The organism is Mycobacterium sp., assembly GCF_050701675.1.
GTDB lineage: Bacteria > Actinomycetota > Actinomycetes > Mycobacteriales > Mycobacteriaceae > Mycobacterium.
Genome location: NZ_JBOGDD010000735.1, coordinates 1 through 13005, shown reverse-complemented (window position 1 = coordinate 13005; position 13005 = coordinate 1). Strand labels below are relative to the sequence as shown.

10 protein-coding genes are annotated in these 13005 nt (G+C 66.8%); 5 read left to right on the top strand and 5 right to left on the bottom strand.

The annotated features are described in order from the left end of the window. Positions 1-2401, top strand: a 2401-nt coding sequence (locus ACRDUX_RS22585; RefSeq protein WP_526416692.1) for a coiled-coil domain-containing protein, incomplete at its 5' end; no start/stop codon positions are given. A 29-nt stretch (positions 2402-2430) separates the two neighbouring features. Then, complete coding sequence (locus tag ACRDUX_RS22580; protein WP_526416690.1) at positions 2431-3849, top strand: purine-cytosine permease family protein; 1419 nt, start codon at positions 2431-2433, stop codon at positions 3847-3849. A gap of 56 nt (positions 3850-3905) precedes the next feature. Here the strand turns inward: ACRDUX_RS22580 and ACRDUX_RS22575 are convergent, their stop codons facing one another. Then, positions 3906-5129, bottom strand: coding sequence for an acyl-CoA dehydrogenase family protein (locus ACRDUX_RS22575; protein WP_526416688.1), 1224 nt, complete (start codon positions 5127-5129; stop codon positions 3906-3908). 89 nt (positions 5130-5218) lie between these two features. Between ACRDUX_RS22575 and ACRDUX_RS22570 the strand changes: the two genes are divergently transcribed. After that, on the top strand, positions 5219-6523 hold the full coding sequence (locus tag ACRDUX_RS22570; protein ID WP_526416686.1) for an alpha/beta fold hydrolase: 1305 nt from the start codon (positions 5219-5221) through the stop codon (positions 6521-6523). Here ACRDUX_RS22570 and oppA read toward each other — a convergent pair. From oppA to oppB, 4 genes are all read right to left on the bottom strand, one after another. Further along, positions 6513-8174, bottom strand: coding sequence for an oligopeptide ABC transporter substrate-binding protein OppA (oppA, locus tag ACRDUX_RS22565; protein ID WP_526416684.1), 1662 nt, complete (start codon positions 8172-8174; stop codon positions 6513-6515). The two genes, ACRDUX_RS22570 and oppA, sit on opposite strands and share 11 nt — an antisense overlap. Before the next feature lie 93 nt (positions 8175-8267). Then, on the bottom strand, positions 8268-10100 hold the full coding sequence (gene oppD / locus ACRDUX_RS22560) for an oligopeptide ABC transporter ATP-binding protein OppD (RefSeq protein WP_526416682.1): 1833 nt from the start codon (positions 10098-10100) through the stop codon (positions 8268-8270). Then, positions 10097-10966, bottom strand: a complete 870-nt coding sequence (gene oppC / locus ACRDUX_RS22555) for an oligopeptide ABC transporter permease OppC (protein WP_526416694.1) — start codon at positions 10964-10966, stop codon at positions 10097-10099. Before oppC ends, oppD begins: the two co-directional genes overlap by 4 nt. A gap of 53 nt (positions 10967-11019) precedes the next feature. After that, positions 11020-11997 carry an oligopeptide ABC transporter permease OppB gene (gene oppB / locus ACRDUX_RS22550; RefSeq protein WP_526416680.1) on the bottom strand — a complete coding sequence of 326 codons (978 nt, stop codon included), beginning with the start codon at positions 11995-11997 and terminating at the stop codon, positions 11020-11022. 181 nt (positions 11998-12178) lie between these two features. On the opposite strand from oppB, the gene ACRDUX_RS22545 reads away from it, so the two are divergent. Both ACRDUX_RS22545 and ACRDUX_RS22540 read left to right on the top strand, forming a co-directional pair. After that, entirely contained in the window at positions 12179-12427 is a 249-nt protein-coding gene (locus ACRDUX_RS22545; RefSeq protein WP_526416678.1) for a hypothetical protein, read from the top strand. A 147-nt stretch (positions 12428-12574) separates the two neighbouring features. After that, positions 12575-12832, top strand: coding sequence for a hypothetical protein (locus tag ACRDUX_RS22540; protein ID WP_526416676.1), 258 nt, complete (start codon positions 12575-12577; stop codon positions 12830-12832). The last annotated feature ends 173 nt before the right edge of the window (positions 12833-13005 follow it).

Below are 13005 nucleotides of genomic sequence, written 5' to 3'. Positions count from 1 at the left end.
GATCACGGCCGTGATCTCCACCGGCCCCTACCGATTCGAGTACCACAAGCGTTTCCACAAGAGGCAGCAGACCAGCCTGACGGTGTCCTCACCGGTACGTGAGCAGCTCACCGGCGACGAGGCGCATGACCGTGTCCAGGCCATCCTCGCCGAGACCGTCGACACCGACCTCTGGCACGCACAGCGCGTGTTGCAGTCGGGATCGACTGCTTCCGTTGATCTTTCGGGCTGCGATGCGCTGGCGCGGGCGCTCGACGTCGCGGCGGGGCAGACGGTCACCACGTCGGGGTGCGAGCCGATGCTGATCGACAGGATCGACGCCGAGTTTCGGCAGTACTTCACGGCGACGGGCAGGGCCACTGGGCAGTGGGCCACCGCGGTCGGTCGTCTGCGCGAGGCTGAGCTGCAGGTCGAGTCGTGCCAGACGGCGGTCGACGAGGTCGACCAGGCGGTGGTCGACCATGGTCGGCTTGCAGCTGAACTGGCGCAGCTCGCACTCGACACCGGGAAGGCCGTCGAGCGGCTCGAGGCCGCTCAGGCGGCGGCCGACACCGTCAAGCAGCTCACCGACCGCCTCGCCCAGGCACGTGCCCTCGCCGGGGCGGCCGAGATGGCGCAGGCCGCCTCCGACGCCGCGCTCGGCGAGCGTCGCAGGCTGCGCGCCGAGCTGGCCGACCGATCCGCCACCATCACCGGTCTGGAATCGGCGGTAGAGGCCGCCGCGAGTGAAGAGATCGCCGCGAACGAGGCTGCCGTGGCCACCGCGGCAGCCTTGGAGGCCGCCAGGGTGGCTGCCGACGGCTGCCAGGTTCTGCTCGACGCCGCCCGCAGCACGGTCGAGCGGGTCGCCCGCCGTGACGAGGCGGAGAAGCTGACGGCCAGGCTCGCCAGGATCGACACCGTCGAACGCGAACTGCTCGGGGTGGACGCCGAGTTCGCACGGATCGCCTTGTCCGACGACGTGATGCGGGACGTCGAGCTGGCCGTGCTGGCCACCGAACGGGCGGCCGCGCAGGCCGAGTTGGCCTCGGCGCGAGTGGAACTCGATGCTGCCACCGAGGTCCGGCTCCTCGTCGCAGGCCAGCTCGTCGAGCTCTCGGCGGGCGCCACGTGGTCACAGAACGTGACGACCTCCACCGACGTCGAAGTGCCGGGTGTGGTGACGGTGCGGGTGGTGCCAGGAGCACCTGCCGCCGACTCCCAGGGAAAGCTCGACAAGGCACGTCGGCTGCTGGACGTCTTGCTGGAGGAAGCGGGTGTGGCCGACGTCGCGGCTGCGCGGGCGCTCGACAGCAGAAGGCGGGAACTGGCGGCGTCCCGCGATCGGCTGCGGGCCACCCTCGATGCGCTGGTCGGCGATGACGCCGTCGACGCGTTGCGGGCGCGGCTCGCCGAGGTGACTGACGCCCCGGCGTCGGGGGCAGGTGACCCACGAGCCGAGGTGGCACGCGCCGAACTCGCGGCAGCCACCGATGCGCACCGGCAGGCGCGCGTCGAGCACGAGTCCCGCCGCGATGCCGCGTCCGCGGCAGCCTCGCGTGCGATGCAGCTCGCGGGCGCGGTGACCGTCGCGCAGGCCAGGTTGACCACGGCGCGCGAAGAGGTCACCACGGCAGCGGAACGCCTTGCCCGGCAACGTGAGTCAGTGTCCGACGACCAGCTGGTCATTCAGGCCGAGGCCGACGGTGAGCGGGCTCGCGGGGCGGCGGGTCAATCGCTCGCGATCGACACCGAACTCGCGGCCGCGGCGCCCGCAGCGGTGGCGGCCGAGCTGGCGGAGGCCTCTCGCCGTGCGGCCGATCTCGGCGAACGCCACGACGAGGTCGGTGGCCAGCTGCGCGAGGTGTCGGCTCAGCTGAGGGTGTACGGATCGGAGGGCCGCATGAGTCGGCTGGATGAGGCGCGGACCGAATGCGAACATGCGGCCGCCGATCACGCCAGGGTCCAGCGTCGTGCGGGTGCGGCACAGTTGCTTCAGTCGGTGATGACGCGCCACCGGGACCAATCGCGACTGCGCTACGTGGAACCGTTCCGTGCGGAGGTCGAGCGCTTGGGTCGCATCGTCTTCGGTGGCGATTTCGAGGTCGAGATCGACGGCGATCTTCGAATGCTCAGCCGTACGCTGCACGGCTGCACCGTCCCGTTCGACTCGCTGTCCGGCGGTGCCAGGGAACAGTTGGGCATCGTGGCTCGGCTGGCTAGTGCGGCGCTGGTGGCCAAGGAGGACGGCGTCCCCGTCGTGATCGACGACGCCCTCGGCTTCAGCGATCCCGATCGGCTGGCGAAGATGGGCGAGGTATTCGACGCCGTCGGTGGCGACGGCCAGGTGATCGTCCTGACGTGCAGCCCCGACCGCTATGCCGGAATCGGCGGTGCACAACATCTCGTGTTGAGCACCTAGCCGGCGCGTCCAACATCAAGGAAGGTGCCATGAGCGACGAAGGTTCCCGCCGGACACGCCCGAAGCTGGAACGGCGCACCATCGATGTCATTCCCGACGAGGAGCGCCACGGAACGCCGCTTGCGCAGTTCACGCTGTGGTTCGGCGCGAACATGCAGATCACGGCGATCGTCGACGGAGCCCTGGCGGTGGTGTTCGGAGCCGATGCTCTCTGGGCGATCGCCGGCCTGCTGATCGGCAACATCGCCGGCGGCGCAGTGATGGCGCTGCACTCCGCGCAGGGGCCGAGAATGGGCCTACCGCAGATGATTTCGAGCCGCGCGCAATTCGGCGTATTCGGTGCGATCGTCCCGCTCTGCCTAGTGGTCCTGATGTACATCGGGTTCGCCGCGACCGGCAGCGTGCTGGCCGGGCAGGCCGTCGAAGGGATTCTGCACGTTCACGACTCGACAGTCGGAATTCTGGTGTTCGGCGCTCTGACCGCCGTCGTAGCGGTAACCGGCTACCGACTGATCCACGTCGTCGGCCGCATCGCGACCGTCGTCGGCATCGTCGGGTTCACCTACCTGGCCGTGCGGCTGGTCATGCAGTACAACCTGTCCGACTTCGTCGGCCTCAAGGGCTTCGACATCGTGACCTTCCTGTTGGCGATATCTCTGGGAGCGGGCTGGCAGCTGACGTTCGGCCCGTATGTCGCCGACTACTCGCGCTACCTACCCCGCAGCACCAGTGAGCGAACGACGTTCTGGGCAACCTTCGCGGGCAGCGTCCTCGGATCGCAATGGTCGATGACCTTCGGCGCGCTGCTAGCAGCCGTCGCGGGTGACGCGTTCCTGTCCGACCAGGTCGGCTTCATCGGCGCACTGGCGGGCCCGACGGCGGTCGCAGTCCTCATCTACCTGGTGATTCTCGTTGGCAAGCTCACTGTGAACTGCCTCAATGCCTACGGCGGCTTCATGTCGGTGCTCACCACCGTCACGGCGTTCAGCGGCAAGTCCCGTGTCTCCGGCGGCGCACGGGTCGCCTACATCGTGGGATTCATCGCGCTGTCGGTCCTCGTGGCGATCGGCGCCAGCGCCGACTTCCTGGACAATTTCAAGAACTTCATCCTGATCCTGCTGATGGTCTTCACCCCGTGGAGCGCGATCAACCTCACCGACTACTACCTGATCTCGCGCGAGAGGGTCGACATCCCCGCCCTCTACGACCCCGACGGTCGCTACGGCCGATGGAACGCCGCAGCCCTATTCAGCTACGTGGTGGGCATCCTCGTTCAGATTCCGTTTCTGGCGCAGAAGCTTTACACCGGACCTCTGACGGAAATGCTTGGCGGAGCCGATATCTCGTGGATCGTCGGGATCGTGATCACGTTTGTCGTGTACTACCCATTGGCGCGCAGCACCAGCACACCACCCGATGCGATGATCTACCCGCCCGGCACGGTCTAGCGGTTTGTGTGCCTTCACCGGCGCTCACCGCCGCTGAACGCACACAAATCGCGAGTTCAGAAGTAGGCGTTGGCGGGAACGGGTGTGCCATGCAGCAGGTTCTGGCCGATCGCGACCGCCTTGTAGGCCACGGGGTTGTGCAGCGTGATCGTCCGGATGTTGCGCCAGTGCCGGTCGAGGCCCTTCTGCCTGCTGGCCGCGCTGGCACCACCGAGCTCCAGCAGCCGGGTCGCGGCCTCGGGGGCGATCGCGTCGAGGTGGACCTTGACCTTCGCGACCTTGAGCTGGGCCTCGGTCGCCAACTCCGCGTCCGGGTTGCCGTCGGACGTCGAGGCGGCCGAGTTGGTCGCCGTGGCGATCGCCTCGGCGGCGTCGAGCACGGCCACCTTCGCGATGTAGGCGGTACTGGCCAGCTCGCCGAGCAGACGCTGCAGGTGTGGGTCGTCGGTGGGACGGTCGGTTGGGGCGTGGCTGAAGCTGCGATCGCGGGAGCGCAAGAGGTTCACCCCGTCGTCAACGACGGCGGCCAAGATGCCCGCGACCACCGCGTGGATGTAGAGCTGCAAGGACGCGTACTGCACCGATGGCACCGGTTCGGCGTCGTACGGCGCGTCGGCGAGGATCTCGTCGGAGGTGAGCGAAACGTTCTTGAAGATAGTGGTCCCCGTGCCGGTGCGGCGCTGGCCGAACCCGTCCCAGTCGTCGATCAGCTTCACGCCAGTGCGGTCCGCGGGCACCACGACGGTCGCGACGGAGTCGTGGTCGGTCGTGGCGGTGACCGTCAGATAGTCGGAGAACAGGGTGCCGGTGCTGTAGAACTTCTCGCCATCCAGCCGGTATCCTCCGGCCGGATCGGGCAGCAGTCGGGTGTTGAACACCAGGCTGCCCACGGCGTTGCCGCCCTTCTCGCTGAATGCGTTGCCGAAGAGCTTGCCGCCCGCGACCTTGCGCAGCCATTGCGCAGACGCAGGATCCGTGGCCGCGCGCAGACGCTCCTCGGTGAACCAGAAGTGCGTCCGGAAGATGTGGGCCACAATGGGATCGGCCCTGGCGACGTCGATCACCGCGGAGAACAGTTGCGGGACAGTCAATCCCGCCCCGCCGAGTTCCGGAGGTAGCCGCAGTGTTCCGAAGCTCGCCCGCTTGAGCGCGGCGACCTGGTCAAAGGGGTTCTCGTCGTTGAGGTCTCGGTCCTTGGCGCCGGCCGCTATGCGGGCCAGCAGCTCGTCCCACTGTGGCGAGCCGGGCAGAATGCGGCTGTTGTTCTCGACGGTGGTCATGGCCTCGTTTCTACGCAAGGACACGCATGGCGGCACTGCTTTGGCTCATGCCGAACCTAAGAATCTCCGACGGGGCACAATGATGGCCGATGACCATGAATGCTGGGCGCCGCCGAGTCCAGGAGAGGCTGGCGGCGCTGCCCGGTGTGCGCTCCGTCCGCAGGCCCATCCTGGTTGACGGGCCTGACGAGTTCGATCTGTTCTACGTCCGCATCGGCGAGAAGTCCGCTCACCCGCTGGTGATCATCCCTGGCGGCCCTGGCGCAGCATCGGTGGCCCTCTACCGCGGGTTGCGCAAGCACGCCGTGGCCGAGTGCCTGGACGTGATCATGGTCGAGCACCGCGGCGTCGGGATGTCCCGGCACGACGACGAGGGTGTCGACCTACCCAAGGAGGCGTTGACGGTGGACGCCGCAGTCCGCGACATCGCCGCAGTGCTCGACGATGCTCAGGTCGGCGAGGCGGTCCTCTACGGCACGTCGTACGGCACGTATCTGGCCGCGGGCGTCGGGCTGCAACACCCAGGACGGGTGCACGCGATGGTCCTGGACTCTCCGCTGTTGGCGGCCGACGACATCGATGCGGTGCGGGCGGCCGTCCGCCGGGTGCTGTGGGACGGCGACGAGCCCGAGACTGCCGAGCTTGCAGCGAAGGTGCGCATTCTCGTCGAGGACGGTGTGCTCACCCCTGCGTCGACTCAACTCGCCGCCGACATGTACGGACTAGGCGGCCCTGAGCTTCTCGGTCGGCAGCTCGACCTGTTGCTCGCGGATCACGACTGGGTGTGGGGCGCCGTCGGACTCGGCACCCGGCTGCTGGCCGAGCGCACCACGCCGTTTCACAACGAACCCGACCTCGTCGGCCGCATCGGCTACCGCGAGCTCAACTACGGCGCGGTGCCGGACGGCAAGCCGCTCGACCCGGCTGTGGCACTGCGCGAAATGGCCATCGGTGAAGTCGATTTCGTCGCCGAGCCCTATGACCTCGTCGCGGCGATGCCTGGGTTCGGATGGCCGACCGCGGTGATCTCGGGTGGTCGCGACCTCACCACGCCGCGTGCCGTTGCGTGCCGGATCGTGGACTTGATCCCGGATTCGGTGCTCGTCGAGATGCCCACCACCGGCCATAGCATCATCGACGTCAAGGAAGCCTCGGCGCTGGAGATCGTGAAGGCCGTATACGCCGGTGAGATGGGTGAACTGCCCGGTCGCTCAGTCCAACTCGACGCGGAGCCCAGCGTGCTGAGCGTCCGCCTGCTGAGGCGGGCGATCACCGCCGCCGCGGCTGCGGAATCGGTGGTGCCGTCCGTGGTGCCGCGGGCGGTTCGTCACGTCACCTCGACGTCCGAGCCCGCCTCGCCAGCTGCGCAGGGAAACGGCGGGACTACTTCATGAACCCGACAATGGTGTAGTTCAAGTCGCCGATGCCTGCCGGCCCGTAGTTGGCCAGATTGCTGCGCACCGCCACGTTGCCCGGCGACTGGAACAGCGGCAGGCTGAATCCGATCGCCCAGATCATCTTGTCGAGTTCGTTGGCCTTGACGCGCGCCGCTACCGGATCGAGCTCGGCGAGCGTGTCCTCGATCTTGGCATCGATTTCCGGGCTGCCGATCTTTCCGTAGTTGCTCTCGCCCTTCGACAGGTAGATCTGGTTCAGTCCAGACAGCGGGAATGCGTCGCCGCCCCAGGCGAACTGGGCGACGTCGAAGTTTCCCGGCGTGATGTAGTCACTGAACAGTGAGCCGCCAGCCACGGCGGTCAACTGCAGGTCCACTCCAATCTGCGCAAGCGTGCTTTGGGCGATCTGCGCGATCTGCCGTGTGCTCTGGGCGTCGTAGAAGACGTCACGGATCACGAGTTTGCGACCGTCCTTCTCGCGAAATTGCCCGTTCATCGTCCAGCCCAGACCGTCGAGCTCCCGCTTGGCCGCCTCGGGGTCGAAGGGGATGCTGTTGTCCTGGTAGCCCTCCTGGCCCGCGACGTAGATGTGGTTGTTCAATGGCGTCGGCGTATCGACGAGCCCGCGCTGGCTGACGCTGGCGATGGCTTGGCGGTCGAATCCCTTGGCGACCGCAGATCTCAATGCGGGGTCGGCCAGAATCGAGCCCTGTGCGCCGTTGAAGGTGAAGTGGTACCAACTGGCCGCGGGCGCACGGCGGATCGAGATGCCCTGCGTGCGTCGCGCGATCGTGAGTTCGTCGAGGGTGGCGAGGCCGACGGCGTCGAGTGCGCCGTTCTGCAACGCGGGGATCGTGGCGGCGTCAGCCAACACGGAATAGGTGACGGTGTTCAGCTTCGGTGGCACTCCCCACCACTTCGGGTTGCGCCCCAACGTGATCCGCTGCGCGCCCTTGTCCACGTTCGTGACCATGAACGGACCTGCCGACGGGCCGGGTGCATTGAGCTGGGCACGGTTGAACGCATCGGGGTTGGCCGTCATGTTCTTGGGATAGAGCATGCCGTTACCCGCGAACATGCCCTTCCACTCGGCGTAGTGCTTGGCGAAGGTGACGATGGCCTGCCGGTCGTCGACACCCCTCGTGACCGATGCCACCCGCTCGCTGCCGTTGGGCGCGGCGATCTGGTATGCGGGGTCGGTGCCCTTGGTGGCGTCGATCTGCGAGGCGATGTCCTCCCACGTGATCGGCGTTCCGTCGGTCCACACGGCCTTGGGATTGATCGTGTAGGTCACGACCTGGGGATCGGTCTTGGTGAGCTCGATGTCGGTGAAGTAGTCCTTGTTCACCGTCGCCGCGCCGTCGGGGGAGATGACGTACGCGCGAGGCATCGTCCATCTGAGCAGGCCACCCAGTTCCCCGAGGTTGCCGTCCACCTGAAGGGTGTTGAAGTTGGGCGGATAGCCAGTCAACGCCAGCCGCAGATCGCCACCGTCGCGCAGCGTGGCGGGGTTCTGTGGGTTGATGTCGTTGGTCTTGCCGATCTCCGCGTTGCCGCCAGCCGGTGGCGGAGGCTGCTCGCCGCCCGAACACGAGGTGATGGCCACGCAGACCGCGAAGAGGGCACCGGCAAGACGTCGGGTGATCATCCTGCCGATGTTAGTGGTGCCAAACCGTTCTACGGGGCGCCGCGTCGGGTCCTGGGTCCTCACGGTAGCCACCGTGAGGACTCAGCGGATGTCTCAGCCCGCCGCGGGCTGGGGTACGGCGCTCAGCAGCCGCCGGGTGTACTCGTGTCGGGGATCTCCGAATACCGTGGTGGCGGGACCGGATTCGACGACGGAGCCCTTGAGCATGACGACGACGTCGTGCGCGAGGTGCTTGACCACCGACAGGTCGTGCGAGACGAAGAGGTAGGACAGCCCAAAGCGCCGCTGCAGATCCAGCAGCAAGTTGATGATCCCGGCCTGGATGGAGACGTCAAGGGCCGACACCGGCTCGTCGAGCGCCATGATCTTCGGCCGAAGTGCGAGGGCCCGTGCGATGCCGATGCGCTGCTTCTGCCCGCCGGAGAACTCGCCGGGGTACCGGCTGGCGTCCTCGTGGCGCATGCCGACCACTTTCAGCAGTTCGATTACCCGTTCGTCGACGTCCTTCCCGGCGAAGCCGTTGGCGGTCAACGGTTCTGCGAGCACGTCGAAGACGGGTAGGCGGGGGTCGAGTGAGGCGACCGGGTCCTGAAACACCACCTGAAGGTCCCCGCGTAGAGAGCGCCGTCCCCGCGGGTCGAGGGTGCCGACGTCGCGCCCAAGCACTTCGATCGAACCGCCCTGAGGCTTGGTCAATTCCAGGATCTGGTGCAGTGTCGTCGACTTGCCGGACCCCGATTCGCCGACGATTCCCAGCGTCCTGCCCTGCCGTAGCTCGAAACTGATTCCGTCGACCGCCCGCACCTCGCCGATCTGGCGTCGGAACACCGCACCCTTGGTCAGCTTGTACGTCTTGATCAGGTTCTCCACGCGCAGCACCACGGGGGCATCGGCATCGAGGGTCCATTCGGGCGGGTCCGTCGAGACACCGTAGACGTCGGGTGCGGAACGGCCTTCGACCTGGTCGGTACGAATGCACGCGGCCTCGTGGTCTGGCGCGATCGTCCGCAGTGCAGGCTCCTCGGAACGGCAGTCGTCGATCACCAGCGGGCAGCGGGGCGCGAACGGACAACCCGGCGCAAGGGCGGCCATCGACGGCGGAGCACCGGGGATCGGCACCAGTCGGGAGCCCTGGGCGGCGTCGAGGCGAGGCACCGAGCCCAGCAGTCCGACCGTGTACGGCATGGCGCGGGTTCGGGCCAGGTCGGCGACCGGTGCCGTCTCGACTGCCCTGCCCGCGTACATCACCAGAGCGCGGTCGGCGAACTCGGACACCACACCGAGGTCGTGGGTGATGATCAGGACGCCTGCGCCGGTGACGTCGCGCGCCGTCCGCAGAACGTCGAGGATCTGCGCCTGCACGGTGACGTCGAGAGCGGTCGTCGGCTCATCGCAGACGATCAGGTCGGGGTCGTTCGAAATGGCCATCGCGATCACGACGCGCTGACGCTCGCCGCCGGACAGTTCGTGCGGGAATGACCTGGCCCGCCGATCGGGCTGGGAGATGCCGACGAGTTCCAGCAGCTCGACGGCCCTCGTCCGGGCCGCGCGGCCGCTCAGGTCGCGCTGGTGCACGCGCAACGCCTCGGCGATCTGGTCGCCGACGGTGTAGACGGGGGTGAGGGCAGACATCGGGTCCTGGAACACCGTCCCGATGACCTGGCCCCGGATGCGGGACAGGCGTTTGTCGTCCAAGCCGATCAGTTCGTCGCCGTGCAATCGCACCGATCCCGACACCCTCGCGAACTCCGGCAGCAGCCCCACGATCGCCATTGCCGTCGCCGACTTGCCCGCTCCGGATTCACCGACAAGGGCGACCACTTCACGGGGTCGCACGTCGAACGTCATTCCGCGGACCGCGGCCACCTCTTCGGCATCGGTGGGGAAGGTGACCAACAGGTCGGTCACTTGGAGCAGATCGGTCATTTTCGCCGCCGTAGCGTTCTGGATCCTGGGTCGAGCGCGTCTCGAAGCCCGTCGCCAATCTGGTTGGCGCACAGCACGATGAGCACCAATACGCCTGCCGGGAACAGGAAGACCCACGGAAACGTCGACACGGATGCGGTGCCGTCGGCGATCAGCGTGCCCAACGACACGTCGGGTGGCTGGATCCCGAACCCGAGAAAGCTGAGCCCCGTCTCGGCCAGAATCGCGACGCCTACGTTGAGCGCGGTGTCCACGATGAGGATCGATGCGACGTTGGGCAGTATGTGGCGAGCGATGATGCGCCAGTTACTGACACCCATATATCTTGCGGCCGTGACGAACTCGCGCTCGCGCAGGCTCATCGTCAGCCCGCGGACGATACGGGAACTGATCATCCAGCTGAAGGCAGACAGCAGCAGGATGAGCCAGAAGGTGGTGTCCGAGTGCTTTATCCGCGGTGTGACGACCGCAATCAGGATGAAGCTCGGCACGACCAGAAGCAGGTCGACCACCCACATCGACGCGCGGTCTCGCCAGCCACCGAAGAAGCCGGCCATCGATCCGACGGTGGCGGCGATGATCGTCGAGATGAAGGCGACGAAAACGCCTATCAGCAGCGACTTCTGCATGCCGCGCAGCGTCTGTGCCAGCAGGTCTTGGCCAAGTGCGTTGGTGCCGAACCAGTGGCGCCCGCTGGGCGGCTGCTGCAACGACAGGTAGTCGAGCTGGGCATAGTTCCATGGCAGCAGGGGCGGCAGCGCGTAACATGCGACGAACAACAGCACCAGGATCGCCAGCGCCGCCACCGCGAGCCGGTTGCGAAGGAACCTCCGCAGCACGAGGGTGCGCCGTGATGCGAAAGCCACGGCGGCGATGCCGGACTGAGCGGTTGTACTCTCCTGTGTGGTCACCGGTTCGGTCACGTCACCCTCACCCTCGGGTCCAGTGCGGCGTACATCACGTCGGACAGCAAGCCGCCGAACAGGATCGTCGCACCGAAGAACAGGGTCACCGCGGCGACGACGTTGATGTCCTGATTCGTGATGCCCTGCACCACCCACTCGCCCATGCCGTGCCAGCCGAAGATCTGCTCGACGAAGACTGCGCCCGCGACCAAACCGCTGACGCTGTAGGCGAACAACGTCGCCATGGGAATCAACGCGGTGCGCAGTCCGTGCTTGAACAGGGCCTGCCGCCGCGTCAGGCCCTTCGCGCGCGCGGTCCGGATGAAGTCCTGGCCCAGCACGTCGAGCATCGCGTTGCGCTGGTATCGGCTATAGCCGGCGATGGCGGACAGGGCGAGCGTCAGAGTCGGCAGCACCAAGTGCTGTAACCGGTCGACGAACTGGCTCCACGCCCCGCCCACCGGAGTCGAAGAGGTCTCCCCGGTGTACTCGAACAGCTGAAACCCGAGTATGGAGTTGACCTTCAGTGCCGCCAGAATCAGCAGGTTGGCGACGACGAACGTCGGCGTGCTGATCAACACCAGCGACGTGACCGTGATGACGCGGTCGGACAGCCGGTATTGGCGGACCGCGCCCCAGGCGCCGACCAACACGCCGATGAACGTGCCGACCAGTGAGCCGATCAGCACCAAGCGCAGGCTGATCCAGATTCTTCGTCCGAGCTCGTCGGCAACGGGCTGGCCGGTGATGGTCTTGCCGAAATCGCCGTGCCACGCGCGTGCCGCCCACTCGCCGTAGCGCAGGGGTATCGGCTTGTCGAGACCCAGCTCAGTGGTCCTGGCGGCGATCACCGAGTCGGGTGGCCGCGGGTTCCGTTCCAGCAGGCTGTCGAGGGGATGGAACGTCAGCGAGGCCAGCGCGAACGTGAGGAACGACGCCAGTGCCAGCAGTACGACGTAGTTGAATGCCCGACGAGCCAGGAATCGCGTCATGTCGCGCCCGTCGAAAACCCCATGGGCACAGGGTAGGAGATCGACGCTCGAAGACCGCGTTGCGGCACGGCGGTTGGCAAAGAGAACTAGCAGGGTCGATGCAGCCGGTTCACAGACGCAGCGCGTTGACTTGGTGGTGAGTAACTAGTCCACAGATGGATCTACAGATCGGATTTGTGACATGCATTACAGCGCAAGGGTGTTCGCCGCGGTCGTCGGCGGCAGTGCCGTGGTGACCCTCGGGGCCTTGAGCGTGGGCGTCGTAGAGGGTCAGATGGCGCCAGAGTCGGTGGCCGGACCCACTCAGATGTCGTTGGGCGCCACCAGTACCGTGTCCGCGCCGCCGAGTGCGCCCGCCATCGGCGAAGCCGCACCGGCGATCAAGGGTCCGGCGCCGCTACCGAAGGAGGAGCAAGGACTTCCCGGCTGACGTGATGCCCGCCTGAGAGCTGGATGGTAGAGCGCTGCGAGTTTGGTGCACGTCCGCTTCGGTTACCCGAATGGTTGAAGGGGTTCAGCCCCTTCTTAGTGCGTATTCGAGATGCGTATTCGAGTTGACCGAATTGGAGTGATGAACGTGCATGCCAAGACTTTGAAGGTGATGGCCGCTAGTGCCGGCGCCGGTGCGATCCTCGCCATGGGCGGGTTGTCCGTCGCCACGACCAGCTGGGCCGAGCCCGAGCCGTCCACGCCTGGTCCGGTGCCGACCGAAGAGGCCACAACGGGAGAGACCACCACCGAGACCACGCCGCCGACGACGCCAACCACGTCATCCGTGGCGCCCGAGATCGAAGGCCCGGCGGCGCTGCCGTCGGAGCAGGAGGGCGCGCTCTGATAGCAGGCTAGTGACCCGGTGACAGGGGAGGCCGAATGGTGGACAACACCGCGGTCTTCCCGTCGCGTCTCGCGTTGATGGTCACTTGGTCGGCGACGTGAAACGGTGGCTGAGCGGCGGGGTCGACCTGGTGGATGAGGTAGGTCTGGACGAAGCCGTCGTCACTGCGGACC